Genomic DNA, 25,456 nt, shown 5'->3' with positions numbered 1-25,456 from the left:
GTCCGGTGTATGAAAAATGATCGCAATTATGCGAGGTACTACGAAGATTTGAGTTGATCTTAATCACAACTGGATGTACTGTATAAACATACAGTGACACTACGGGCGGGATACTTTATGCGTACTCAATCACTCTACAATACCCATTTCAGCCACACCTCTTTTGCGGTGAGTAATGCTGCAGAGAGCACGAATGCCGGCAAAGAGAATGGCCTTATCAGTGAACTTGTTTACAACGAGCATCAGCCCGCAGTGGTACAATTATTGTTGCCTCTGCTGCAGCAGTTGGGTATGCAGTCACGCTGGTTGTTATGGCTGACGCCTCAGCAAAAACTAAGTAAGTTATGGCTACAACAATCCGGCTTGCCGGTTGGAAAAGTGGTGCAGCTGAGCCAAATTAACTCGCTGGACACGGTTGAAGCGATGGAAAAAGCGCTGCTGACGGGTAACTACAGTGTAGTACTTGGATGGCTGCCCGATCTTACAGAAGAAGATCGTCTAAAATTAAGGCGTGCGGCAGAATTAGGTAACGCTTATGGGTTCATTATGCGTCCTCAACGTGACATAAACCCGGTTCACGGACACTGTTCCACCCTAAAAATTCACTCTTCTTTGTATCATTAAGTAAATTTAGGATTTTTCCCATCATTTTCATCTCCCTGCAAGGGAACCTTTATGGGATCAGGGACAAAGCGAGTGTGGCTGCGGTTCCGCGGCCCAAAACCAGGGTTAAAATGTTCGTTTTTTTCCCGGTTAATGTTAGTAAATATGTATATTTCTGCGTTTTTTTTTAGAGCTTTATCACATCACACTTGTAACTTTCGCGCCACGTTGTAGACTTTACATCGCCAAGGTTGCTCTATAACGCCAGATAAACTGGCAGAGTAACAAACGAGGGCTCAAACCTTGGCGAAGGAATTTAACCAAGGGCTTAAAACAGCTTTAAAGCTCATTGCCTATTTGGATGATAACGAGGCGCAAAATGAAAAAGACAGCTATCGCATTAGCAGTGGCACTGGCTGGTTTCGCTACCGTAGCGCAAGCCGCCCCAAAAGATAATACCTGGTACACTGGTGCTAAACTGGGCTGGTCCCAGTACCATGACACTGGTTTCTACGGCAACGGTTACCAGAATGGTATCGGCAATGGTCCGACCCATAAAGATCAACTGGGTGCTGGCGCGTTCCTGGGTTACCAGGCGAACCAATACCTGGGCTTCGAGCTGGGCTATGACTGGCTTGGCCGTATGCCTTACAAAGGCAGCGTGAACAACGGTGCTTTCAAAGCGCAGGGCGTTCAACTGGCCGCTAAACTGAGCTACCCAATCATGGACGATCTGGACATCTACACTCGTCTGGGCGGCATGGTATGGCGTGCAGATTCCAAAGCTAACTACGGTAACGGCACTCGTCTGAGCGATCACGACACTGGCGTTTCTCCGTTGGCAGCAGTTGGTGTTGAATACGCACTGACCAAAAACTGGGCTACCCGCCTGGACTACCAATTCGTTAGCAACATCGGTGATGCAGGTACTGTCGGCGCACGTCCAGACAACACCATGCTGAGCCTGGGTGTTTCTTACCGTTTCGGTCAGGATGATGTTGTTGCTCCAGCACCAGCTCCAGCTCCGGCTCCAGTTGTTGAAACCAAGCGTTTCACTCTGAAGTCTGACGTGCTGTTCAACTTCAACAAATCTACCCTGAAAGCAGAAGGCCAACAGGCTCTTGACCAGCTGTACACTCAGCTGAGCGCAATGGATCCTAAAGATGGTTCTGCTGTAGTTCTGGGTTACACCGACGCCGTTGGTTCTGACCAGTACAACCAGAAACTGTCTGAAAAACGCGCACAAAGCGTTGTTGATTACCTGGTATCTAAAGGTATCCCTTCAGAAAAAATCTCTGCACGTGGTATGGGCGAAGCTGATTCCGTCACTGGCAACACCTGTGGCTACAAAGCTGGTCGTGCTACCAAAGCACAGATCGCTTGCCTGGCACCAGATCGTCGCGTAGAGATCGAAGTTAAAGGTATCAAAGACGTTGTAACTCAGCCACAAGGCTAAGCTACCACTCTTAGTAAAAAACCCCGCAATGCGGGGTTTTTTTTCGACTAAATCAAATGGTGTAAGCAACAAAGAGCCGCTTCCCTTGCAGGTAACTGGCTGGCTAGCGGGTTTATTCTTTGTCTTTACCGAGAATAGCTTTTAAATCTTGCTTCAATGATGACATCTGGCTGGCATACTTCTCTTTACGTTCCGCATCTTCGATCAACTGCACCACTGTTTCTGATAGAGTCACCCCACGGCGACGGGCCAGCGCGGCCAAACGCTGCCAAACCAGAAACTCCAGATCGATAGATTTTTTACGCGTATGTTGGTGTTCTGCGTTAAAATGACGTTTACGCCGTGCGCGGATAGTTTGCTTCATCCGGTTATCCAGTTCCGGATTCATATGGTGGCTAATCCACGTCAGCACTTTTACCGGCTCATTTTCCTGCTTCAGCAGCTCGTCTATGGCTTCCTGAGCAACGCTGTTTTCAATGTGGCGGGTAATAGCTTCCCCTTCCCGGTGCTTTTTCACCAGGTACTTCCATTTCCAACCGCTCTCCAGATTTTCCAGTTGCTGATATTTCATCGTGAGCTCTTCAGTGACCGCGTAACTTTATTAAGCATAACAGCTTTACGCCGAATTTCCCCGGCAATTACACCTCGTTTTAGACTGTTTTTTGCACAGTCATCGCTCGATGTCAAACTCCCTGACATCAACTGTAACTCTGCATCTATCAAGCTGCCGTTATTCTTGTATAATCGCCCTTTCCCTTTTTGACGATTGCATCTAACACTTTGACCAATAACCGACTTGAATGGCAATCACTGTTGCCGGACGTTACGCCTTATCAAGCGATATTTGATACCGCCGCGCAGTTGGCCCCCGTGTCCTTTGCCTCTATTCAGCCTAGGCTGGAAAACGCACTGACGCTGTTTTGCCATCCACAGTCACCACCGCGTTTCATGTTGTTGAAAGCGCAAGAAACGCGTGAGTATCTGGCGCTGATCGCCCAGGCAGTTGAACAACTGCAGCCGCAGAACACCGCGTTCAAGGGCAGTCACTATGTGATCCAGGGCAGCAAGGTCAGCGTAGAACCCGCCAGCCAGGGTGATGAACCCTTTGCCGCCGGTGGTGCCTGCGTGTATCAAGAGTGGGTTGAACCTGAACAGCTGTTTGGCTGCGTCCGGATCCACAATGGTGAAATCAACCTGCAGCCCGGCCTGGTGCATCAGGCCAACGGTGGTGTACTGATCCTGTCTGCGCGTTCTCTGCTGGCTCAGCCGCTGCTGTGGCTGCGTTTGAAGCAGATGATCACCCAACGTCAGTTCCACTGGGTTTCCCCGGATGAGACACGCCCATTGCCAATTACCATTCCAGCCATGCCGCTGGAATTGCGGTTAATTGTGGTAGGCGACCGTCACGGCCTTGCAGATTTCCATGATATTGAACCGGAGCTGAGTGAGCAGTCAGTCTACGGTGAATACGAGGAAGATCTGCAACTCACCGAAATCGATGACATGGTGCAATGGTGTGGCTACGTCAATAGCCTTATCGAAGAGCAGCAACTGCCGCCGCTGGCAGCCGATGCCTGGTACCCGCTGATGATACAGGCAGTACGTCACAGCGGCGATCAGGGCAACCTGCCGCTGTCCCCACTGTGGCTCGGCCAACAACTTTCCGAAGCCGCACTGTACGTCGAAGAAGAAAGCATCACTGCCAAAGCATTTGAAGCCGCGCTGAATGCGCGCGAGTGGCGTGAAAGCTATCTTGCCGAACGGATGCAGGATGAAATTGAGCTGGGCCAAATCCTGATTGAAACCGAAGGCGAAGTCGTCGGCCAGATCAATGGCCTGTCGGTGCTGGAATACCCTGGCCATCCGCGCAGTTTCGGTGAACCCTCCCGTATCAGCTGTGTCGTACATCTTGGCGATGGTGAATTCACCGACGTTGAGCGCAAGGCCGAGCTTGGCGGCAATCTGCATGCCAAGGGCATGATGATTATGCAGGCGTTCCTGATTTCTGAACTGGAGCTGGACCAACCGCTGCCCTTCTCTGCTTCGATCGTGTTTGAACAATCTTATGGCGAAGTGGACGGTGACAGCGCCTCATTGGCTGAGCTGTGTGCGCTCATCAGCGCACTGTCACTACAGCCAATTACCCAGCAGATTGCAGTAACCGGTTCTGTCGACCAATTCGGTAATGTGCAGCCGATTGGCGGCGTTAACGAAAAAATCGAAGGCTTTTTTGAAGTTTGCCAACGTCGGGGTTTGACCGGCAAACAGGGCATTATTCTGCCCGCCACCAATGTGCGCCATCTGTGTCTGCATCAGGACGTGGTCGATGCGGTGCGCGAGGGGCAGTTCCATCTGTGGGCCGTCAATAGCGCTGCGGAAGCCTTGCCATTACTCACCGGTTACCCCTACTCTGATGAACAGCAACCGAACCTGTTAGCTGCCATTCAGGAACGGATAGCACAGGTGAATCCGCAGGAACGCCGGCGCTGGCCATGGCCGCTTCGTTGGCTCAACTGGTTCAACCACGGCTGATCGGACTTGTTCAGCGTACACGTGTAAGCTAATCTGCGCCCTTCAATAAAATAAGGTTTACTGAGAACATGGTAGAAAAACGCGACTCCTATACGAAAGAAGACCTCGAAGCATCCGGCCGTGGCGAACTGTTTGGCGCTGGTGGCCCGCCGTTGCCGGCAGGTAACATGTTGATGATGGACCGCGTGGTCAAAATGACCGAAGACGGTGGTACCCACAACAAGGGTTATGTGGAAGCGGAACTGGATATTAATCCAGACCTATGGTTCTTTGGTTGCCACTTTATCGGCGATCCGGTGATGCCAGGCTGCCTGGGTCTGGATGCCATGTGGCAGTTGGTAGGTTTCTACCTCGGCTGGCTGGGCGGCGAAGGTAAAGGTCGTGCGCTGGGCGTGGGTGAAGTTAAATTCACCGGCCAGGTTCTACCTACCGCGAAGAAAGTCACCTACCGCATTAACTTCAAGCGTGTGATCATCCGTAAACTGATTATGGGTGTGGCTGATGGTGAAGTCCTGGTCGATGGTCAGGTCATTTACACCGCCAGCGATCTGAAAGTGGGCCTGTTCAAGGACACTGCGGCGTTCTAACCGCAATCACGGCGGCCTTCCGGGTCGCCGTTTATTTCCCTTAGTTATCTTTTAATCGTTGCGTCCATAGCGACTAAACAGTAACTACAATAATTGTAGTAACCAGGAGGTATGCCATGCAAAAAACTCGTTTTGATAACATGCCATGCCCGGTAGCTCGCTCACTGGACCGCGTCGGGGAATGGTGGAGCATCCTGATACTTCGCGATGCGTTCCATGGTTTGTCCCGGTTTGATGAGTTCCAGCAGAGCCTTGGACTTTCGCCCACCATATTGACCCGTCGCCTGAAGTATCTGGTAGAAAGCGGCATACTGCATAAACAACGCTATCAAACACGACCGGTACGCTACCAGTACTTACTCACTGAGCGCGGCAAAGATTTTTTCCCGGTGCTTGCAGCCCTGTTTCACTGGGGGAATACCCACCTGGCCGATGACGGCATCAGTGCCGAACTGGTCGATCGTCGTACCGGGCAACCCATACGCGTGCAACTGATCGACAGCATTACCCAGCAGCCCATTGCGCTGCATAATATTACTTTAGCCCCAGGGCCGGCAGCGACCGACGGCATGCGCCAGCGCGCGGCCCTGATGCTGCAGAACCTTTCTGAATTTCCCCCTGAATCATCCAAGGAGTCACTATGAACACTCGTCGTATAGTCATTACCGGCATGGGCGCCGTTTCGCCACTGGGATGCGGCGTAGAGGCTATCTGGCAGCGTCTGTTGAACGGCCAGTCCGGCATTCGTCCGCTGCCAGAAGAGATCGTCGCAGACCTGCAGGTGAAAATCGGTGGTCAGGTGCCCACTTTGGAACAGGATCCCGAGGCGGGCTTCGACCCCGACCTTTCGGTTGCACCAAAAGACCAGAAGAAAATGGACCGCTTTATCCTGCTCGCCATGGCAGCGGCCGATGAGGCTATCCGCCAGGCAGGTTGGGTAGCAGACACTGAAGACAAGCAGGAACGCACCGCAACCGTGATCGCTTCCGGCATTGGCGGCTTCCCGGCTATCGCCCATGCGGTACGCACCACCGACAGCCGTGGTGCCAAACGCCTGTCGCCTTTCACCATCCCTTCGTTCCTGGTTAATCTGGCTGCCGGTCACGTATCGATTAAACATCAGTTCAAGGGCCCTATTGGCGCCCCCGTGACGGCCTGTGCCGCAGGCGTACAGGCCATTGGCGATGCCGTACGTATGATTCGTAACGATGAAGCGGATATCGCGCTGTGTGGCGGTACGGAAGCGGCTATCGACACCGTCAGCCTTGGGGGTTTTGCAGCGGCGCGTGCCATGTCCACAACGCCTGCAGACGCCGCCGCAACAGCCTCACGGCCTTTTGACAGTGCACGCAACGGGTTTGTTATGGGTGAAGGTGCCGGCATGCTGGTGATTGAGACACTGGAGCATGCGCTGGCCCGTGGGGCAACACCGCTGGCTGAAATTGTCGGTTATGGCACCAGCGCAGATGCCTACCACATGACTTCGGGGGCCGAGGATGGTGACGGTGCCTACCGTGCCATGAAAATTGCCCTCAAACAGGCTGGCGTAGCACCGGAGCAGGTTCAACACCTGAACGCGCATGCGACATCCACACCGGTAGGGGATTTGGGCGAAATTAACGCCATTAAGCATCTGTTCGGCACGAACGGCAGCGTAGCGGTTACCTCAACCAAATCAGCAACCGGTCATCTGCTCGGTGCCGCCGGCGGGCTGGAAACCATCTTTACCGCACTGGCGCTGCGTGACCAGATTGCACCCGCCACGCTGAATTTGGAAAGTCCGGATCCGGCTGCAGAGGGGCTGCACCTGGTTGCGAATAAAGCGGAACCCATGGCCATAAGCTACGCACTGTCGAACGGCTTTGGTTTTGGTGGTGTGAATGCGAGTATCTTGTTGAAACGCTGGCAGGGGTAATCCCCATTAAACACAAACCTCCGCGCTGGGCGGAGGTTGTTCCTTTTATTTGACAGGGAGCCGCTTAAGCGGTCACAGCCCTGTCTTCCATGGCTTCTCGCCAACCTCCCAGCCATTGAGACCGGCTTTCCACAGTCGTTTTATAGGGACAATAATCCTTCGGATGTCCTAAAATACCTGCCTGATAACCTTTCGAATGCGCCCTTTCCAGACGATCGCGTTTCTGTCTCTTCATGCCTCGTTTCCCTCACTTTTTGGTCAGTTGGAAAGAAAACAATGGCTGCTTTTTGTGCAGCCACGTTTAAGCAATAGCGCTAAATGGAGCGAAGATCAATGCGCAAAATTCACGCCAATGTCATATTTGTGAGCTACGCACGCAGAATTTGCTAAGTGGCTGATAGATAGGAAAGAAGCTAACTTATTGAAATAAAATAAAAACCCCTTGCGACGAGAAATCCCAATATTCCTCGCCGCAAGGGGTTAGACCGATTTAATACAAATTATTTCTAAAAACGACCGGCTTGCGCAGCAATATCCTGGGCTTCTTGTTGCCAGCCCTGAGCCAACGTCCGCACCAAGGCATCGTAGCCGTCTTCACCCTGTTTAAGCTCCAGGCTGAATGGACGTTTGGTCAGATTGCCCTGATGGTTCAGCACCCACTCGCCGCGAATGATCGCCTTGCCGTCAAAGCGGCCGTGGAAACCACTGATGGTGACGTTGAGCACATCCTGTTCGCTGCTCATCGGCTGCGAGGACACCACCCAACCCGGCAGCGCGCTGCTCAGGTTAGTGACCAGCGTCTGCTGCAACTGTTGATCCAGCGGGCTGGCCCACAGGTTGTTCTGGGCAATCACATACTGCACGTCATTGGTCTGGTAAACCACACCGCTCTGCGCCAGATAATCCGCCACGCTAACGTGCTCCAGCCAAAGCTGGCGCGACGTCGTGCTACCGCTGACCTGTGCCGGCGAGCCCAATGCCGGCAATTGATAGTAGGTCTTCTGTGGAGTACTGCTACAGGCGCTGAGTAACAGCGCCAGGGCTACCGGGATCCATTTCATCATTTATTGGCCTTCTTCGGCTGAGGATCGTTACTGCCCGCGGCTTCAAATACCAGCGCGTTGCTCTTTTCGTTCAGGGTGCGCAGCACCGGCTGCAGTTCACGCAAGACCTGATCAAGACGTTGCATATCGCCGACCATCTTGTTGTAGGCCGGAGAACCAGGCTGGAACCCTTTCATGCTGCGGTTCAGTTCCTGCAAGGTTTTTTGCATATCCTGCGGCAACGCCTTCATCTCTTTGCTGGCGATGATGTCATTCAACGATTGCATGGTCTGCTGTGTCGACTTCATCGTTTTCTGACTTTCAGCCAACGTTTTGGTCGCTTCGTTGATCATCGGATTCAGCGGCATCGAGTTGATTTTATCCAGCGTCTGCATCAGTTTCTGCTGGATCTGCGCCAGGCCACCGCTGGTGGTTGGCATCAGTCGGTAACCAAACAGCTCACGTGGCCCTTTATAAGGTTTCTCTTGCGGATAGAAATCCAGATCGATATACAGCGAACCCGTTAGCAGGTTAGCGGATTTCAAAGAGGCACGCATGCCACGCGACTCAGCGTCTTTCAAATGGCTCTCAAAGTCGAAGTTGCCACCCAACTGTTTCTGGAAGCGATCCGGTTCGATGCGGATCAGCACCGGGATCCGGTAGTCGTTGTCCAGACGCTGTATCATGCCTTTTTTGTAGAACGGTACCTGGCCAACGGTACCCAGACGAATGCCGCGGAACTCCACCGGCGCACCAGGCTGCAGCCCGCGAACCGAATCGGCGAAGAACAGCAGGTAGTCTTTATGCACGGTATACAGCGAATCCTGAATGCTGCGCTGGTTGTCGAACAGGTGGTACTCCGCTTTCGGTTGCGCCAGTTCACCGCGATCCCAGCCGTCCGGCACGTCGAAGCTGACGCCGCCGCTGAACAAGGTCGCCAACGAACCCATTTCCACCCTCATCCCCTGCGCCGACATATCGAACGCCACACCGCTGTCTTTCCAGAAGCGTACGTTACTGGTCACCAACTGATCGTAAGGTGCGGAGATAAATAATTGGTAACGCATGGCACGCATCTTGGGATCAAAATAACTGGTCTCCACCGAGCCAACGCGATAGCCGCGGAACAACACCGGATCGCCGGCATTTAACTGTCCGGATCTTTCACTGTCCAGCACAATGCGTAACCCTTTAGCGTCCGGAGAGGCCAGCGGCGGTGCGTCCAGCAGTTGGTAGTCGCCCTTGCCTGCCTTGCCTTTGTTGCCCGGCTGCAGTTCGATATAGGCACCGGAAAGCAGCGTCCCCAATCCGGAAACGCCGCCGCGGCCAATCTGCGGCTTCACTACCCAGAAGGCTGAATCCTGACGCAACAGCTTCTCCATGCCGGTGTTAAGGCGCGCCTCGACCACCACCTTGCTCAAGTCTTCGCTCAGGGTCACCGTTTCCACGACCCCGACGTCAACGCTACGGCTTTTGATTTTGGTTTTACCCGCCTCCAGCCCTTCTGCAGTAGTGGTAACCAAAGTGACCACCGGCCCCTGATGGCTGAAATGGTAAAACAGGATCCAGGCGCCGATCAGTGCGGTGACAATCGGGATGATCCACACTGGTGACCAGCGCTTGATCTTCTCGACGTCCGCGACGCTATGATTATTTTCCGTCACCTTGCGGCTCCTTTTTTATTGTTTCGTTTACGCGATCCCAGGTTAACCGGGGATCAAACGTCATGGCTGCAAACATAGTGAGGATCACCACCATGGCGAACAGCAGTGCGCCAATGTCAGGATAAATGCTCATCAATTGTCCCATCCGTACCAATGCCGAAAGCACGGCAATCACAAACACGTCAATCATTGACCAGCGGCCAACAAATTCAACCACTTCATAAATCAGATGCATTCGCTCGCTGTCGGCCCGTGCCTTGCCGGTCCCGTTAGCGTCCCAACACAGCCAGCCGATCGCCAACATTTTTAGCGAAGGCACCATAATACTGGCGATGAAGATCACCATCGCCACCGGGTAAGATCCTTCTCCCCACAGCAGGATCACCCCGGCCATGATAGTAGAAGTGAGCTTGTTGCCCAATGCCTCGGTAACCATAATCGGCATCAGGTTTGCCGGAATATACAGCAGGATAGAGGTGAGCAGCAGCGCCATCGTCCATTGCAGACTGTGCCGGCGGCGCACGTAGCCACGGGAATGGCAGCGCGGGCACTGGGTCAGTTCCGCCGGTAAAATGGCCGTGCAACACTGGCAGGAACGCAGCCCCTGACGCAGCCCGGTACGCCCGACTTCCATCGGACGATCAAGGCGCGGTGCGGGTTTAATGTCATTCCACAGCCAGCGACGATCGACACACTGGAAAGCGCGCACCTGTAGCAGGCAAAACAGGCAGTACGGCACAAAGCTGCTGCCGACGCCAATATCACCATAAGTCATCAGCTTAACGAAGCTGACCAGCACCCCGGCCAGGAAAATCTCCACCATGCACCAGGTTTTAAACTGGAACAGCATTTTGGCCATCCACTCTTTCAAACCGGTGGGGATAGGGACTTTGGCGCACAGCAAAATGATCGCCACCATGCAAAATGCCGGGATCAGTTGAACAAACACCATAAACAGCGTGGCCATGCTGGCATAGTCTTCTGCCACCATCACCTGCGGGATTTGGATCAGTTTGATTTCGTTACCAAGGCCGGCAACGCGCATATTGATAAACGGGAAAATATTCGCCAGCACCAGCATAAACAAGGCGCTGAGGGCGTAGCCGATCGGCCGCTTGCGCGGTTCCTCCCAGCGGGAACTGAGGGTAGTCTTACAACGCGGGCATACCGCTTTTGAACCATATGCCAGCGGCGGCAATGCCACCAGCATGTCGCACTGCGGGCACAGCATCAGATTGTCCTGTTGCTGCTTCGCGTGCGTTGCATGGCTGTGCTGCTCGTGATTCTCGTGGGAACACACCATATTCCTCCTTAACAACGTTGCTCACCGGTACGGCAATACCGCCCGCAGCAGCGCGCGGGCGGTATTCTCAACGGTTAGCCGTTTTTCATCGCTTCCAACTCTTCCCAACGGGCGAAGGCTTCTTCCAGTGCCCCTTCGGCCGTAGCCAGCGCCGTCAGCACCTGTTGCGTTTCGCTGTGAGGACGCGTGAAGAAATCAGCATCGCTCATTTGTGCCTGCAGCGCAGTAATTTCCGCTTCCAGTTGTTCCAGGCGTTGCGGCAACTGCTCCAGCTCACGTAGCAGGTTATAGCTCAGTTTAGCCGCTGTTTTCTTTGGCTGTTCAGCCTTTTTTTCTGCTACGGGCTTGTTCTGTTCAGCCGTAACCTGGCGGATCGGTTTAGCCGTCGCGCGTTGATGATGCGCGTCGTAATAACCGCCAACGAAGGTGCTGATCTCACCGTTGCCTTCAAAGATCCAGCATTCGGTCACCGAGTTATCAACGAACTGACGATCGTGGCTGACCAACATCACGGTGCCCTGGTAGCCGTCGATCAGCTCTTCCAGCAACTCCAGCGTTTCAACATCCAGGTCGTTGGTAGGTTCATCGAGGATCAATAAGTTACTAGGCTTCAGGAACAGTTTGGCCAGCAACAGACGGTTACGCTCACCGCCCGACAAGGCTTTCACCGGCGTCATCGCCCGTTTAGGGTGGAACAGGAAGTCCTGCAGATACCCCAATACGTGGCGTGAACGGCCGTTGACCAATACTTCCTGCTTACCTTCCGCCAGGTTGTCCATGACCGTGCGCTCCGGATCCAGATCCGCACGGTGCTGGTCGAAGTAGGCCACTTCCAGCTTGGTCCCGCAGTGCACACGGCCGCTGTCGGCTTTCAACTGGCTGAGCATCAGTTTCAGCAGCGTAGTCTTGCCGCAGCCGTTCGGACCAACCAACGCAATTTTGTCGCCACGCTGTACCTGGGCGGAGAAATTACGTACCAACACTTTGCCGCCAACCTGATAGTTAACGTCTTCCATCTCAAACACGATCTTGCCGGAGCGTACCGCTTCTTCCACCTGCATCTTGGCGGTGCCCATCACTTCACGGCGTTCGGAACGCTCGTTACGCAACGCCTTCAGCGCACGAACGCGGCCTTCGTTACGGGTACGACGCGCCTTGATGCCCTGACGGATCCACACTTCTTCCTGCGCCAGCTTGCGGTCAAATTCGGCATTTTGCAGCTCTTCCACCCGCAGCGCTTCTTCTTTGCTCAGCAGGTATAAATCGTAGTTGCCCGGCCAGGACACCAGCTTGCCGCGATCGAGATCGACAATGCGCGTCGCCATATTGCGGATAAAGGAACGGTCGTGGGAAATAAACACGATGCTGCCCTGGAACTCTTTCAGGAAGCCTTCCAGCCAATCGATGGTTGAAATATCCAGGTGGTTGGTCGGTTCGTCGAGCAACAGTACGCGCGGAGAACTGACCAGCGCTCGGCCCAGTGCCGCTTTACGCAGCCAGCCGCCGGAGAGCGAGGAAAGTTCCGCATCCCCATTCAGGCCCAACTGCAACAGCACTTCGCTGATGCGGCTATCGAGCTGCCACAGGCCCTGATGATCGAGGATCTCCATAATCTGCGCCATGCGCGTCAGGTTTCTTTCGCTTGGGTCGGTTTCCACCAGGTGCGAAATCGCGTGGTAGGCTTTCAGGTGTTCCGCCTGCTCGGCGACGCCTTCGGCCACGAAATCAAACACCGTACCGCCGATATTGCGCGGGGGATCCTGTTGCAGACGCGCCACAATCAGATCCTGCTCGTAAATCACCCGGCCATCATCCAATGGAATTTCTTTGCCGAGGATCTTCAACAGCGTGGATTTACCGGCGCCATTGCGCCCAACCAGACAAACGCGTTCGTTGTCTTCAATATGAATTTCGGTGTTGTCTAAAAGTGGTGCATCGCTGAAGGACAGCCAGGCACCGGACATGCTAATTAACGACATAGTAATTATTTTCCTTCGCCGGCATGGGTAAGCAGCCAGCAGTTATGAATTTGACGGTTACGGGCAAAGTCCTGCGACTGTGTCTGGGCGGTAATTTCTTTCGCCTCCAGACCCAATGCGCTCAGGCCGGCCATATCCATCTGGAAACCGCGCTTGTTGTTCGAGAACATGATGGTCCCGTTACGACGCAGTAACCGTTTCAAATCTTGCATCAGCGCCAGGTGATCGCGCTGAACGTCAAAAGTGTTCTCCATCCGCTTGGAGTTGGAGAAGGTCGGCGGATCGATAAAGATCACATCGAATTGTTCGTCGGCATTTTGCATCCATGACAGGCAATCCGCATGGATCAATCTGTGCTGTTTGCCGGTCAGGCCGTTAACCCGCAGGTTTTTCTCCGCCCATTCCAGATAGGTGCGCGACATATCCACCGTCGTGGTGCTACGCGCCCCACCCAGCCCGGCATGCACGCTGGCGGTGCCGGTATAGGCAAACAGGTTGAGGAAGTCTTTGCCTTTGCTCATCTCCCCCAACATGCGGCGGGCAATACGGTGGTCGAGGAACAGACCGGTATCGAGATAGTCAGTCAGGTTAACCCACAGCTTGGCGTTGAACTCTTCCACCAGCAGGAATTCGCCCTTCTGCGCCAGTTTTTCGTACTGGTTTTTACCTTTCTGGCGTTCGCGGGTTTTCAGGATCAACTGGTTGGACGGCAATTCCAGCACCGCCAACGTGGCGTTGATCACGTCGAACAGGCGTTGACGAGCCTTCTGCGCATCAATGGTTTTCGGCGGCGCATATTCCTGCACCACGACTTTGCTGCCGTAGCGATCCACCGCCACGTTATATTCCGGCAGGTCAGCATCGTACAGTCGGTAGCACTCAATGCCCTGCTGTTTGGCCCACTTGTCGAGCTTCTTCAGGTTTTTGCGCAGACGGTTGGCAAAATCTTCCGCCACTTGTACGCCACCAGCACCCAGCGGGTTTTCTGCCAGTTGGTAATTTTTCTGCACGCAGTCCAACGGACCATTTTTTGCCTTGAACTGGCGCTCGGCACGCAGTTGCAGGCAGCTCAACAGCTCCGGTGAGGCGCTGAACAGTGACAACTGCCAGCCACCAAAAGCGCTTTTCATGATACGACCCAGCATATTATGCAAGGCAATCAACGCCGGTTCGCTTTCCAGACGCTCGCCGTATGGCGGGTTGCAGACTACGGTTCCCGTCGGGCCTTCCGGCAGCGGGTTGGTCAGTTTGGCTACGTCGTTGACGTTAAAGGTAATCAGTTCGGCGACGCCGGCACGACGGGCGTTGCCGCGCGCCATTTCAATCACCCGGCGATCGATATCGGAGCCGAAGAAACGCGAGGTGGTTTCCTGCAGGCCACGACGGGCGCGTACCTGCGCTTCGGTGATCACTTCACGCCACAGATCGACGTTGTGACCATTCCAGGCGGTAAAGCCCCAGTGTTGACGATGCAGGCCAGGTGCGCGATCGGAAGCAATCATCGCCGCTTCGATCAGCAGGGTACCCGAACCACACATTGGATCCAGCATTGGCGTGCCCGGCTGCCAGCCAGAACGCTGTACAATCGCCGCTGCCAGGCTTTCTTTCAGCGGTGCCTGTCCGGTCAGATCACGATAACCACGCTGGTGCAGACCTTCACCGCTCAGATCCAGCGCTACGCTGGCCATATCGCGCTGCAGGAAGACATTGACGCGAATGTCCGGCTGCTGCTTCGCTACCGTCGGGCGTTGTTCAATCTTGCGGGTAAAACTGTCGACAATGGCGTCCTTGACCTTTAGTGCGCCATACTGGCTGTTGCGGATCTCTTCGTTAACGCCACTGAAGTGAACGGCGAAAGTTTTATCCACACCAAAAATGCTCGTCCAGTCGATCGCCTGTACGCCCAGGTACAAATCCAGATCGCTGTGTACGCGGAATTCATTCAACGGCAGCAAAATACGTGAGGCCAAACGGCTCCACAGCAAGCTTTGGTACAGAAGACGATCGTCACCCTGAAAATGTACCCCACCCTGTACGACTTTACAGGCGTGAGCGCCCAGCGCTTCGAGTTCGCTTTTTAACAATTCTTCCAGTCCACGCGCCGTGCTGGCAAACAGAGAGTTCATATCGTACTTATCACCAAAAAGAAAATTGTTGCGCATTATAGCTAATCCAGACCGCTTGTCATAAAGTTGCTCCCTTCTATTTACTAATCGCGCGGAGACAAGGGTGATTACGCTAGCCAAACTTTACGTTCATCCGGTTAAATCGCTTCGGGGTTTGCAGCTTTCTCACGCCCAGGTTTCCGGTAGTGGCCTGGCTTTCGATCGCACTTTTATGATCACCGAGCCGGATGGCACCTTTATTACTGCACGGCAATATCCGCAGATGGTGTTATTCACTCCGGCACTGTTGGCAGATGGCCTGTTCCTGACCGCACCGGACGGAGAAAGTGCCGCCATCCGCTTTAGCGATTTCGCCGCCGAAGCGCAACCGACCGAAGTCTGGGGTAACCATTTCACCGCCCTGATTGCACCGCAGGCAATTAATAGCTGGCTGAGCGGCTATTTCCAGCGTGACGTGCAATTGCGTTGGCTCGGCCCGGAGCTGACCCGTCGCGTTAAAAAACACCCGGAAATCCCCCTGTCCTTCGCCGACGGTTATCCCTACCTGCTAATTAACGAAGCCTCGTTCAACGACCTGCAACAGCGTTGCCCCGGCAGCATCAAACTGGAGCAGTTTCGCCCGAATCTGGTGGTGACCGGCGCCAGCGCCTGGGCAGAAGATGGCTGGCAGGTGATCCGCGTCGGTGACGTGATGTTTGACCTGGTGAAACCTTGCAGCCGCTGCGTGCTGACCACCGTCAGTATCGAACGTGGGCGCAAACACCCGAGCGGCGAACCGCTGAGTACCCTGCAGAAATTCCGCACCGCCGATAATGGCGATGTCGATTTTGGCCAGAATATGGTGGCGCGCAATAGCGGCATTATCCGCGTTGGCGATGCAGTTGAAGTGTTATCCACCAAGCCGCCACGCCCTTATGGCGCAGGTAAAGTGGTGGAAAGCGTGCAGGCACCGCAGGACAGTGCGCAGAACGTCACTATTGACTACGCGGGAACGGTGTTTACCGGCAACAATCAGCAGATCTTGCTGGAGCAGTTGGAACAGCAAGGGCTCCGGGTGCCTTATTCATGCCGTGCGGGGATTTGCGGGAGTTGTCGCATAACCTTGGTCAATGGCGAAGTGGCGCCGCTGAAGAAAAGTGCGGTGGCCAACAATGGCACCATTCTTTGCTGCAGCTGTATTCCCAAAAGCGATTTAACGCTGGCGTAATCGGCCTTACATCGCCCTGTCGTAAGCCGGGGCTGAGGCTTCATCCTGCGCGCAGGGTTTTAGGCGATCGTGCATCACTTTGATGGCATCGCCCAGCACCATGGTACGGCCGGCCAGTGAAAGCTGGTTCTGCGCCAGCAGGCACAGGCTGGCGTTATCACCGGCTTCCACCACCAGCAGGCGGGCTTCAATGCCGCTTTCCATCACCTTAACCGCCGCCAGTTCGCCGTTCTTCGGTTGCAACGGGTAATGCTGCTGCGAGAAATGCCAGCTCTTCGGCATCAGCGGTTTCAGAAAGCGATAAGCCACCAGGGCATTTAATACCAGTTCCGCACGCTGCTCGTGGCTGAGCTTTATCTGTTTGCACTGCTCTTCATAATTAAAATAAAGCGCGGCGTCATCGACACAGAAAGAGCATTCATCGAAGGCATCCGGGGTTAACATTTTGGCCGGGAAACGCGAGCGAAAGATCATCCCATTGGCTAAATCCAGCATTAGCCGATCGTGTTCAGCGTCAAAATACCAACGCCAATTATCGTCAGGTTTTATCTTCATCTCTTATCCTTCTCGCTGCCCATGCCACGCAATATTTACCCCAAAAGGTGATTTTATCACCACTAAAGTCGCTTAAACATCGGATAATTCCGCGAACGATATTTATGCTAGTGGACAAAATATAGACGAGCCGGGGGAATAAATAAACCCCCGGCGGAAAATGAAAGGAAAAATATTAGATGTAGTTAACGATATCTTTAATCAGGCGTGGACCCTTGAAGATAAATCCGGAATAAATTTGCACCAGTGAAGCCCCTGCCGCCATTTTTTCCCGCGCCGCCATCAGGGAATCAATTCCGCCAACGCCGATAATCGGCAAGCGCCCTTGCAGCTCAAGTGACAAACGACGGATCACTTCGGTGCTGCTCGCCTGCAGCGGACGACCACTCAGGCCCCCCATTTGCTCACAATAATTCAGCCCCTGGATCAATTTACGATCCAGCGTGGTATTGGTCGCGATCACGCCATCTATATTATGACGCACCAGGCTGTCGGCTATTTGGATCAATTCTTCTTCAGAAAGATCCGGTGCGATCTTTACTGCTACCGGTACATATTTGTGATGACGCTCATGTAATTCCTGCTGCTTATTTTTAATCGCGGCCAGCAGATCGTCCAACGCTTCGCCATACTGTAAGGATCGTAATCCTGGGGTATTAGGTGACGAAATGTTAATCGCGATATAACCGGCATACGGATAAACTTTATCCATGCAGATTAGATAATCGTCTTTTCCTTGCTCAACCGGGGTGTCTTTATTCTTGCCGATATTAATCCCCAGAATACCGCCGAAATGGGATTTCTTAACGTTTTCAACCAGATTATCAACGCCCTGGTTATTAAAACCCATGCGGTTGATCAGGCCTTCGGCTTCCACAATACGGAACAGGCGCGGTTTGTCATTGCCCGACTGCGGGCGCGGCGTCACGGTGCCGACTTCGACAAAACCAAAACCCATAGCGCCAAACGCATCGATACACTCGCCGTCTTTATCCAGACCGGCAGCCAAGCCCAATGGGTTTTTAAAAGAGAGCCCCATGCAGCTTACCGGTTTGGTCGGCACAGACTGACGAATAAGGAATTCTAACGGGGTGCCGGTGACACGGCGAAGCTGTTGAAAAGTCAATTCATGCGCACGCTCGGGATCGAGCTGGAACAACGCTTTTCTGATGAGGGGGTAGTACATGTACTCTCCTGATTTCCCGGTTGCAAACCGGGGGCGTATTATCCGGTATCCCCTGACCAATTGGAATTGATTAAAAGCAAAAAAAACGTTTTTTACGCAATCGTTTTCCCCCTTCTGAGCCAAAACCGCCGCCAATCCGCATTTGCGCATAACAAAATCGAAAAATGAGATTTAAGTAACTCCCCTTATTACTGATAGGTTTAAAACACTTCTCGACAATTTCATGATTAAACCTAACTTTTAGTTATAAGGAGTGGTAATGCGCGTTATATCACTGGCCGGCAGCCCTCGCATCCCATCACGCTCGGCGGCACTGCTTTCTGTGAGTAAAAACTGGTTGCAGCAGCAAGGCGTGGAGGTGATCTCCTATACCCTGCATGATTTTGATGCCGAAGATTTACTGTATGCCAATTTTAACAGCCCGGCGATCAAAGCCTTTACCGAGCAGCTGGCACAGGCAGATGGCCTGCTGGTCTCGACACCGGTGTATAAGGCTTCGTTTTCCGGCGCGCTGAAGACCCTGCTGGATCTGCTGCCAGAGCGTGCGCTGGATCATAAGGTGGTATTGCCGCTGGCCACCGGCGGCTCCATTGGCCATATGTTGGCAGTGGACTACGCCCTCAAGCCGGTTCTGGCGGCGCTGAAAGCGCAGGAAGTGCTGCACGGGGTATTTGCCGATGACAGTCAGGTGGTGCTGGACGGGGAAGAGGTCACCCTGGCCGAAAATCTGGCTGTCCGGCTGGAAGAAGCCCTGGAAAGCTTTTATCTGGCGTTGGGCCGCCGCAAGCCGCCGAGAGCCAGGCTCTCCCCTTCCCTGTTGGCCCGCCAAACCGCCTGACGGCACAGCATATAAGGAAATAAACATGAAACGACTTTCTTCACTGGGCCGTTGGCTGGGCACCAGCGCATTGGCAGGCATCCTCTCATTGGCCTGGACCAATGCCGCCAGCGCACAGGATCCGGCGCAGTTTCGCATTGGCTACCAAAAGGGATCGGTCAGTCTGGTACTGGCAAAAACCCATCGGCTGTTGGAACAGCGTTTTCCCAACACCAAAATCAGTTGGATCGAATTCCCCGCCGGCCCGCAAATGCTTGAAGCGCTGAACGTCGGCAGTATCGATCTGGGCAGTACCGGCGATATTCCGCCGATCTTCGCCCAGGCTGCCGGAGCGGACCTGCTGTATGTTGGCGTAGAGCCACCAAAACCCAAGGCGGAAGTGATCCTGGTGCCAGAAAACAGCCCGATCAAAACCGTCGCGGAGCTAAAGGGCCACAAGGTGGCCTTCCAGAAGGGCTCCAGCTCCCACAATCTGCTGCTGCGCTCATTGCAAAAAGCCGGGCTGAAATTCACCGATATTCAGCCCGTCTATCTGACCCCGGCCGATGCCCGCGCCGCCTTCCAGCAGGGCAATGTCGATGCCTGGACAATTTGGGATCCCTACTATTCCGCGGCCTTGTTGCAGGGCGGCGTGCGGGTACTGGGTGACGGTACCGATTTGAATCAAACCGGCTCCTTCTATCTGGCGGTGCGAACTTATACCGAGGCCAATGGACCCTTTATTCAACAGGTACTCGATACACTGACCCAGGCTGATGCACTGACCCTAAGCGACCGTGCGCAAAGCGTCACGCTGCTGGCCAATGCCATGGGCCTGCCGGAGAAAGTGATTTCGACCTATCTGGATCACCGCCCGCCCACCGCCATCAAACCTCTGGATGCGCACACCATAGCCGCTCAGCAGCAAACGGCCGATCTGTTTTATGCCAACCGCCTGCTGCCGGTAAAAGTCGATATTTCGCAACGCATCTGGCACCCAAGCGCACAATAATTTAGGAGAACTGACGATGAGCCTGAACGTATTTTGGTTTTTACCCACCCACGGTGACGGTCACTATCTTGGCAGTACTGAAGGTGCCCGCAGCGTCGATTACGGTTATTTGCAGCAAATCGCCCAGGCTGCCGATCGATTGGGTTTTGGTGGCGTGCTGATCCCTACCGGCCGCTCATGTGAAGACTCCTGGCTGGTGGCCGCTTCGCTGATCCCGGTCACCCAACGACTGAAATTCCTGGTAGCCCTGCGCCCCGGCATTATTTCGCCCACTCTGGCGGCACGCCAGGCAGCGACGCTGGATCGTCTTTCCAATGGCCGGGCACTGTTTAATCTGGTCACCGGCGGCGATCCTGATGAATTGGCGGCGGAAGGTCTGCACCTGAATCACGAAGAACGCTACGAGGCCTCGGCGGAGTTCACCCATATCTGGCGCAAGGTGCTGGAAGGAGAAACCGTCGATTTTAACGGTAAACATATTCAGGTAAAGGGCGCAAAACTGCTGTACCCACCGGTGCAACAGCCGCGCCCACCGCTCTACTTTGGCGGATCCTCCGCCGCTGCGCAGGATCTGGCAGCCGATCAGGTTGAAATGTACCTCACCTGGGGCGAGCCGCCGGCGCAGGTAAAAGAAAAAATTGCCGAGGTACGCGCCAAGGCCGCAGCCAAAGGTCGCCAGGTGCGTTTCGGTATCCGCCTGCACGTCATCGTGCGCGAAACCACCGAGGAAGCCTGGCGAGCTGCCGACCGGTTGATTGCCAATCTGGATGAAAAGACCATCGCCGATGCCCAGCAGGCCTTCGCCCGGTTTGACTCCGTAGGGCAACAACGGATGGCGGCATTGCACGGCGGCAAGAAAGACAATCTGGAGATCAGCCCCAATCTTTGGGCCGGGGTGGGTTTGGTGCGTGGCGGTGCCGGAACCGCGCTGGTGGGCGATGGCCCGACGGTGGCAGCGCGTATGCAGGAATACGCCGATCTGGGCATCGACACCTTTATTTTGTCCGGTTACCCGCATCTGGAAGAAGCCTATCGCGTTGGCGAGCTGCTGTTCCCACATCTTGATCTGGTGGAAAACCAAGCGCCCGCGCCACGCCGACCCACCAAAGCACAGGGCGAAGTGGTGGCCAATATTTATATTCCACAAAAAGCATCGCAAAGCTGAGGAGCCGCACTATGGCAAACGGCACACAACGAATCTTGTACCGGTTGGCCCCCTGGGCATTGCCGGTAGCGCTGGTGGCAGTCTGGCAAATATCCGTGGAAGCGGGCTGGCTGTCGAACCGCATTCTGCCGGCACCGAGCGCCGTAGTGACCGCTTTCTGGACCCTGACCAAGAGCGGCGAGCTGTGGCAACACCTGACCATCAGCAGTTGGCGCGCGTTGATCGGTTTTAGCATTGGCGGCAGCATCGGGCTGGCGCTGGGCTTTATCACCGGCCTGTCACGCTGGGGCGAACGCCTGCTGGACAGTTCCGTACAGATGATCCGTAACGTACCGCATCTGGCATTAATCCCGCTGGTGATCCTGTGGTTTGGTATCGATGAGTCCGCCAAGATTTTTCTGGTGGCATTGGGCACCCTGTTCCCTATCTATCTCAATACCTATCACGGTATCAAGAATATCGATCGGGGCCTGCTTGAAATGGCACGCAGCTACGGCCTGAGCGGTTTCCAGTTATTCGCCCAGGTGGTTTTACCGGGCGCCCTGCCCTCGATCATGGTCGGCGTGCGTTTTGCATTGGGCTTTATGTGGCTGACACTGATCGTCGCCGAAACCATTTCCGCCAATTCGGGGATTGGCTACCTGGCGATGAACGCCCGTGAATTCCTGCAGACCGACGTGGTGGTGGTGGCCATTGTGTTGTACGCCCTGCTCGGCAAGCTGGCGGACGTCAGCGCCCAATTGCTGGAGCGCGTCTGGCTGCGCTGGCATCCGGCCTATCAACTCAAGCAAGGAGAAGCGCTATGACAACTCCCGCACGTATTCCCCAGGGGACTCCAGTCACGCTGGAATCCATTGCCAAGCAATACGGTAACCGCAGGGTACTCGACAATATCCAGTTACGCATCAGCGCCGGCCAGTTCGTCGCCGTGGTTGGCCGCAGCGGTTGCGGCAAAAGCACGCTGCTGCGTTTGATGGCCGGGCTGGAGAATGCCAGCAGCGGCGCGTTATTAAGCGGCAATGCGCCACTCGCCAATGCCAGGAACGAGACTCGCCTGATGTTTCAGGACGCCCGCCTGCTGCCGTGGAAAAAGGTGATCGACAATGTCGGCCTCGGCCTGCGGGGTAATTGGCGAGCCGATGCATTGCAAGCGCTGGAAACCGTTGGGTTGGCCGATCGCGCCAATGAGTGGCCGGCAGCCTTGTCCGGCGGGCAAAAGCAGCGGGTAGCACTGGCTCGCGCACTGATCCACCGTCCACGCCTGTTGCTGCTGGATGAGCCCTTGGGCGCGCTGGACGCGTTAACGCGGATTGAAATGCAGGGCCTTATCGAAGGGCTATGGCAACAGCATGGTTTTACCGTATTGCTGGTGACGCACGACGTCAGTGAAGCCATTGCGCTGGCGGATCGGGTGATTTTGATTGAGGAAGGGCGTATCGGGTTGGATTTGACCATTGACCTGCCGCGTCCACGCCGTAAGGGATCGGCCAGGCTGGCAGAGCTGGAAGCCGAAGTGCTGGACCGGGTACTGTCACCGCCGCCGTTGGCTGAAACTTCGCGCCGGGTCGCGAATTAAAAAAGGGACGGCATGCCGTCCCTTGTTCGGTTTACGCGTCGAGCGCTTTGGTGATCTTCTCGAACAGGTCGCCGGACAGGTTCTCCAGCCCCTTCAACTGCTCAAGTGCTTTGCGCATCAACGCCTGACGTGAAGCATCATAGCGTTTCAAACGGATCAGCGGCTCAATCAGGCGTGCGGCAATTTGCGGATTGCGCTGGTTCAGATCGCTGAGGATCTCCGCCAGGAACTGATAACCACTGCCGTCCGCCGCGTGGAACGCCGCCGGGTTGGCAGAAGCGAAACCGCCGATCAACGAACGAGTGCGGTTGGGATTGCTCAGGCTGAATGAACGGTGTTTCAGCAAGCTACGCACCTTGGTCAACACGTCCGCCGCCGGGCTGGTCGCCTGCAACACGAACCACTTGTCCATCACCAAACCATCCTGATGCCAGCGCTCATCGAATGCCGTTAACAGCGCATCGCGGCAAGGCAACTGTGCCGCTACCGCCGCCGCCAGAGCCGCCAGTGAGTCGGTCATATTGTCTGCCTGGCGATACTGCTCGGACACCAATCGGTCGGCCAAGGCCACGTCACCAAAGGCCAGATAGCCCAGGCACACATTGCGCAGCGAACGTTTGGCGATGTCAGCGTGTTCCACCCGGTAACCGTCGGTTTTATTGGCGTTATAAACCGCCAGCCACTCGTCGGCCATTTCCTTAGCCAGGCAACGGACGATCGCTTCGTGCACCGCAGCGATCGCTTCGGGATCGATGGTCGCGAACAGTTCGGCAATTTCACCTTCCGATGGCAACGTCAGGATTTGCGCGGCTAATGCCGGATCCAGCGTTTCGTCCAACAGCACGGCGCGGAACGCATCAGCAACGTGTAGTGGCAGCGACAACGGTTGTTTCTGCTGATGTTTGGCAACGTTCAGTTTGATATAGGTGGCCAGCAGGCTCTGTGCCGCATCCCAGCGGGCAAATTCATTGCGCGCATGCTTCATCAGGAAGGTCAATTGCTGATCGCTGTACGGATAATCCAGCTTCACCGGCGCGGAGAATTCGCGCAGCAGGGACGGTACCGGCTTGTGCGCCACGCCGTCGAACACGAAAGTCTGCTCCGCTTCGGTAACGTTCAAGACGTTATTGACCGCTGAGCCGTCTTTCTGCAGAGCAATCACATTGCCTTGTGCGTCGTACAGTTCGATATCCAGCGGAATATGCAGTGGCAATTTCTGCAGCTGATCGGCGGTCGGTTCGGTCTTCTGGCTAACGTGCAGGCGATACTGCTGCTGCTCGGCATCGTATTCATCGCGCACGGTGAGCAATGGCGTGCCGGACTGGCTGTACCAGCGGCGGAACAACGACAAATCAACGTTGGATGCATCCTCCATCGCCTGAACGAAATCATCGCAGGTGGCCGCGCTACCGTCATGACGCTCGAAATACAGCTGGATGCCTTTCTGGAACTGCTCTTCACCCAGCAGCGTGTGCAGCATGCGGATCACTTCGGATCCTTTCTCATACACCGTCAGGGTGTAGAAGTTGTTCATTTCGATCACTTTGTCCGGACGAATGGCGTGCGCCATCGGGCTGGCGTCTTCGGCGAACTGCGCACCGCGCATCACGCGCACGTTATCGATGCGGTTAACCGGACGTGAACCCAGATCAGAACTGAACTCCTGATCGCGGAACACCGTCAGCCCTTCTTTCAGGCTGAGCTGGAACCAGTCGCGGCAGGTCACGCGGTTACCGGTCCAGTTGTGGAAGTATTCGTGGCCAATCACCGCTTCAATATTCAGATAATCTTTGTCGGTGGCGGTTTCGGCTTTTGCCAGCACGTATTTGGAGTTAAAAATATTTAACCCTTTATTCTCCATCGCCCCCATGTTGAAGAAGTCGACCGCGACGATCATATAAATGTCGAGATCGTACTCAAGTCCGAAACGGGTTTCGTCCCATTTCATCGAGTTCTTCAGTGAGGTCATCGCCCAATCGGCGCGATCCAGGTTGCCACGGTCAACGAACAGCTCCAGCGCCACTTCACGCCCGGAGCGGGTGGTGAAACTGTCGCGCAGCACGTCAAAATCACCGGCCACCAGCGCAAACAGGTAACAAGGTTTTGGGAACGGATCTTGCCACTGCACCCAGTGACGTCCGTCTTCCAGCTCTCCCTGGCCTACGCGGTTACCGTTTGACAACAGGAACGGGTAACGAGCCTTGTCAGCCACAATGCGGGTGCTAAAGCGGGCCAGTACGTCCGGGCGATCCAGATAATAGGTAATATGGCGGAAACCTTCGGCCTCACATTGAGTACACAGCGCCTCACCGGACAGGTACAACCCTTCCAGCGCGGTGTTTTTCGCCGGGTGAATATCATTGACGATGGTCATGGTAAATTGTGCTGGCAATTTCTCGATAACCAGCTTGTTATCCTGCAACTGATAGGCAGTCCATGGCTGGCCGTCGATCTCAATACTCACCAGCGTAAGGTCTTCACCGTTCAGTACCAGTGCCGCGTCGGCTGCGCCCTGGCGTTTAATCTTGCTGACGGCAGTGACGCGAGTGGTCTCTGAGTCCAGCTCAAAATCCAGGTCAATGTCAGTGATGGTGTAATCTGGTGCACGATAATCGTGGCGATATTTCGCCTGTGGCTGTTGTGTCATAAAAACCCTTTGACGTCTCAGTGAGTTACAGGTGCCAGGCTTTCATCTTGAGGTTATTTCGCCGTGGGGAAAGAGCAGAAATT

22 protein-coding genes are annotated in these 25,456 nt (G+C 54.8%); 12 read left to right on the top strand and 10 right to left on the bottom strand.

All coding sequences use genetic code 11. From position 1 onward, the window contains the following. Positions 1–117 precede the first annotated feature (117 nt). Positions 118–624, top strand: coding sequence for an SOS-induced cell division inhibitor SulA (sulA, locus tag ACNT1W_RS10925; RefSeq protein WP_017892311.1), 507 nt, complete (start codon positions 118–120; stop codon positions 622–624). A 358-nt stretch (positions 625–982) separates the two neighbouring features. After that, entirely contained in the window at positions 983–2,059 is a 1,077-nt protein-coding gene (gene ompA / locus ACNT1W_RS10920) for a porin OmpA (RefSeq protein WP_012006181.1), read from the top strand. A gap of 112 nt (positions 2,060–2,171) precedes the next feature. Here ompA and matP read toward each other — a convergent pair whose 3' ends face one another. Next, on the bottom strand, positions 2,172–2,630 hold the full coding sequence (gene matP / locus ACNT1W_RS10915; RefSeq protein ID WP_419246760.1) for a macrodomain Ter protein MatP: 459 nt from the start codon (positions 2,628–2,630) through the stop codon (positions 2,172–2,174). Between the two features lie 209 nt (positions 2,631–2,839). Here matP and ACNT1W_RS10910 point away from each other — a divergent pair, with 209 nt between their 5' ends. From ACNT1W_RS10910 to fabF, 4 genes are all read left to right on the top strand, one after another. Next, entirely contained in the window at positions 2,840–4,591 is a 1,752-nt protein-coding gene (locus tag ACNT1W_RS10910; protein ID WP_172491118.1) for an AAA family ATPase, read from the top strand. Positions 4,592–4,659: 68 nt separating this feature from the next. Continuing rightward, positions 4,660–5,178: a bifunctional 3-hydroxydecanoyl-ACP dehydratase/trans-2-decenoyl-ACP isomerase gene (fabA, locus tag ACNT1W_RS10905; protein ID WP_012006178.1), complete on the top strand. Its 519-nt coding sequence runs from the start codon at positions 4,660–4,662 to the stop codon at positions 5,176–5,178. 116 nt (positions 5,179–5,294) lie between these two features. Beyond that, positions 5,295–5,822 carry a winged helix-turn-helix transcriptional regulator gene (locus ACNT1W_RS10900; protein WP_012006177.1) on the top strand — a complete coding sequence of 176 codons (528 nt, stop codon included), beginning with the start codon at positions 5,295–5,297 and terminating at the stop codon, positions 5,820–5,822. Further along, complete coding sequence (fabF, locus tag ACNT1W_RS10895) at positions 5,819–7,093, top strand: beta-ketoacyl-ACP synthase II (RefSeq protein WP_012006176.1); 1,275 nt, start codon at positions 5,819–5,821, stop codon at positions 7,091–7,093. Before ACNT1W_RS10900 ends, fabF begins: the two co-directional genes overlap by 4 nt. Positions 7,094–7,157: 64 nt before the next feature. Here the strand turns inward: fabF and rmf are convergent, their stop codons facing one another. The 6 genes from rmf to rlmKL all read right to left on the bottom strand — a co-directional run bounded on the left by rmf (position 7,158) and on the right by rlmKL (position 15,208). Further along, complete coding sequence (rmf, locus tag ACNT1W_RS10890; RefSeq protein WP_012006175.1) at positions 7,158–7,328, bottom strand: ribosome modulation factor; 171 nt, start codon at positions 7,326–7,328, stop codon at positions 7,158–7,160. A 271-nt stretch (positions 7,329–7,599) separates the two neighbouring features. Continuing rightward, complete coding sequence (pqiC, locus tag ACNT1W_RS10885; protein ID WP_012006174.1) at positions 7,600–8,157, bottom strand: membrane integrity-associated transporter subunit PqiC; 558 nt, start codon at positions 8,155–8,157, stop codon at positions 7,600–7,602. Then, positions 8,154–9,800: an intermembrane transport protein PqiB gene (pqiB, locus tag ACNT1W_RS10880; protein ID WP_012006173.1), complete on the bottom strand. Its 1,647-nt coding sequence runs from the start codon at positions 9,798–9,800 to the stop codon at positions 8,154–8,156. The genes pqiC and pqiB overlap by 4 nt, the downstream gene beginning before the upstream one ends. Beyond that, positions 9,787–11,100, bottom strand: a complete 1,314-nt coding sequence (gene pqiA / locus ACNT1W_RS10875) for a membrane integrity-associated transporter subunit PqiA (RefSeq protein ID WP_419246866.1) — start codon at positions 11,098–11,100, stop codon at positions 9,787–9,789. Before pqiA ends, pqiB begins: the two co-directional genes overlap by 14 nt. Positions 11,101–11,177: 77 nt before the next feature. Continuing rightward, positions 11,178–13,082, bottom strand: coding sequence for an ABC transporter ATP-binding protein (locus ACNT1W_RS10870; RefSeq protein WP_012006171.1), 1,905 nt, complete (start codon positions 13,080–13,082; stop codon positions 11,178–11,180). Between the two features lie 5 nt (positions 13,083–13,087). Beyond that, complete coding sequence (gene rlmKL, locus ACNT1W_RS10865; RefSeq protein ID WP_012006170.1) at positions 13,088–15,208, bottom strand: bifunctional 23S rRNA (guanine(2069)-N(7))-methyltransferase RlmK/23S rRNA (guanine(2445)-N(2))-methyltransferase RlmL; 2,121 nt, start codon at positions 15,206–15,208, stop codon at positions 13,088–13,090. A 103-nt stretch (positions 15,209–15,311) separates the two neighbouring features. On the opposite strand from rlmKL, the gene ACNT1W_RS10860 reads away from it, so the two are divergent. Then, a complete protein-coding gene (locus ACNT1W_RS10860; protein ID WP_419246759.1) occupies positions 15,312–16,415 on the top strand; it encodes a YcbX family protein in 1,104 nt (367 codons plus the stop codon). 6 nt (positions 16,416–16,421) lie between these two features. On the opposite strand, the gene ACNT1W_RS10855 is transcribed toward ACNT1W_RS10860, so the two are convergent. Both ACNT1W_RS10855 and pyrD read right to left on the bottom strand, forming a co-directional pair. Beyond that, the gene (locus tag ACNT1W_RS10855) at positions 16,422–16,970 is read right to left on the bottom strand and encodes a cell division protein ZapC (protein ID WP_012006168.1); all 549 of its coding nucleotides are present in this window, start codon (positions 16,968–16,970) and stop codon (positions 16,422–16,424) included. Between the two features lie 175 nt (positions 16,971–17,145). Next, entirely contained in the window at positions 17,146–18,156 is a 1,011-nt protein-coding gene (gene pyrD / locus ACNT1W_RS10850; protein ID WP_012006167.1) for a quinone-dependent dihydroorotate dehydrogenase, read from the bottom strand. Positions 18,157–18,415: 259 nt separating this feature from the next. Here pyrD and ssuE point away from each other — a divergent pair, with 259 nt between their 5' ends. The 5 genes from ssuE to ssuB are packed head-to-tail and all read left to right on the top strand — an operon-like array spanning position 18,416 to position 22,726. Then, on the top strand, positions 18,416–18,994 hold the full coding sequence (gene ssuE / locus ACNT1W_RS10845) for an NADPH-dependent FMN reductase (RefSeq protein WP_115182819.1): 579 nt from the start codon (positions 18,416–18,418) through the stop codon (positions 18,992–18,994). A gap of 25 nt (positions 18,995–19,019) precedes the next feature. After that, positions 19,020–19,985, top strand: a complete 966-nt coding sequence (locus ACNT1W_RS10840) for a sulfonate ABC transporter substrate-binding protein (RefSeq protein ID WP_112364536.1) — start codon at positions 19,020–19,022, stop codon at positions 19,983–19,985. Between the two features lie 16 nt (positions 19,986–20,001). Further along, positions 20,002–21,150, top strand: coding sequence for an FMNH2-dependent alkanesulfonate monooxygenase (ssuD, locus tag ACNT1W_RS10835; protein ID WP_017892296.1), 1,149 nt, complete (start codon positions 20,002–20,004; stop codon positions 21,148–21,150). An 11-nt stretch (positions 21,151–21,161) separates the two neighbouring features. After that, positions 21,162–21,956, top strand: coding sequence for an aliphatic sulfonate ABC transporter permease SsuC (gene ssuC, locus ACNT1W_RS10830; protein ID WP_012006163.1), 795 nt, complete (start codon positions 21,162–21,164; stop codon positions 21,954–21,956). After that, entirely contained in the window at positions 21,953–22,726 is a 774-nt protein-coding gene (gene ssuB / locus ACNT1W_RS10825; protein WP_012006162.1) for an aliphatic sulfonates ABC transporter ATP-binding protein, read from the top strand. Before ssuC ends, ssuB begins: the two co-directional genes overlap by 4 nt. Positions 22,727–22,757: 31 nt before the next feature. On the opposite strand, the gene pepN is transcribed toward ssuB, so the two are convergent. Next, on the bottom strand, positions 22,758–25,373 hold the full coding sequence (gene pepN, locus ACNT1W_RS10820) for an aminopeptidase N (RefSeq protein WP_419246758.1): 2,616 nt from the start codon (positions 25,371–25,373) through the stop codon (positions 22,758–22,760). Between the last annotated feature and the right edge of the window lie 83 nt (positions 25,374–25,456).

This window comes from Serratia sp. NFX21, assembly GCF_048517035.1.
GTDB lineage: Bacteria > Pseudomonadota > Gammaproteobacteria > Enterobacterales > Enterobacteriaceae > Serratia > Serratia quinivorans.
The sequence above is the reverse complement of the archived record's forward strand: the minus strand, read 5'-3'. Positions and strand labels throughout refer to the sequence as shown.

Bases quoted from the DNA above. Each gene is read 5' to 3' on its own strand.
- fabF (WP_012006176.1), top strand. From the start codon at position 5,819: ATGAACACTCGTCGTATAGTCATTACCGGCATGGGCGCCGTTTCGCCA.
- ssuB (WP_012006162.1), top strand. From the start codon at position 21,953: ATGACAACTCCCGCACGTATTCCCCAGGGGACTCCAGTCACGCTGGAA.
- sulA (WP_017892311.1), top strand. From the start codon at position 118: ATGCGTACTCAATCACTCTACAATACCCATTTCAGCCACACCTCTTTT.
- pepN (WP_419246758.1), bottom strand. From the start codon at position 25,373: ATGACACAACAGCCACAGGCGAAATATCGCCACGATTATCGTGCACCA.
- ACNT1W_RS10900 (WP_012006177.1), top strand. From the start codon at position 5,295: ATGCAAAAAACTCGTTTTGATAACATGCCATGCCCGGTAGCTCGCTCA.
- fabA (WP_012006178.1), top strand. From the start codon at position 4,660: ATGGTAGAAAAACGCGACTCCTATACGAAAGAAGACCTCGAAGCATCC.
- ACNT1W_RS10840 (WP_112364536.1), top strand. From the start codon at position 19,020: ATGAAACGACTTTCTTCACTGGGCCGTTGGCTGGGCACCAGCGCATTG.
- matP (WP_419246760.1), bottom strand. From the start codon at position 2,630: ATGAAATATCAGCAACTGGAAAATCTGGAGAGCGGTTGGAAATGGAAG.
- ssuD (WP_017892296.1), top strand. From the start codon at position 20,002: ATGAGCCTGAACGTATTTTGGTTTTTACCCACCCACGGTGACGGTCAC.
- rmf (WP_012006175.1), bottom strand. From the start codon at position 7,328: ATGAAGAGACAGAAACGCGATCGTCTGGAAAGGGCGCATTCGAAAGGT.
- ssuE (WP_115182819.1), top strand. From the start codon at position 18,416: ATGCGCGTTATATCACTGGCCGGCAGCCCTCGCATCCCATCACGCTCG.
- rlmKL (WP_012006170.1), bottom strand. From the start codon at position 15,208: ATGAACTCTCTGTTTGCCAGCACGGCGCGTGGACTGGAAGAATTGTTA.
- pyrD (WP_012006167.1), bottom strand. From the start codon at position 18,156: ATGTACTACCCCCTCATCAGAAAAGCGTTGTTCCAGCTCGATCCCGAG.
- ACNT1W_RS10855 (WP_012006168.1), bottom strand. From the start codon at position 16,970: ATGAAGATAAAACCTGACGATAATTGGCGTTGGTATTTTGACGCTGAA.
- ssuC (WP_012006163.1), top strand. From the start codon at position 21,162: ATGGCAAACGGCACACAACGAATCTTGTACCGGTTGGCCCCCTGGGCA.
- ACNT1W_RS10870 (WP_012006171.1), bottom strand. From the start codon at position 13,082: ATGTCGTTAATTAGCATGTCCGGTGCCTGGCTGTCCTTCAGCGATGCA.
- pqiC (WP_012006174.1), bottom strand. From the start codon at position 8,157: ATGATGAAATGGATCCCGGTAGCCCTGGCGCTGTTACTCAGCGCCTGT.
- ompA (WP_012006181.1), top strand. From the start codon at position 983: ATGAAAAAGACAGCTATCGCATTAGCAGTGGCACTGGCTGGTTTCGCT.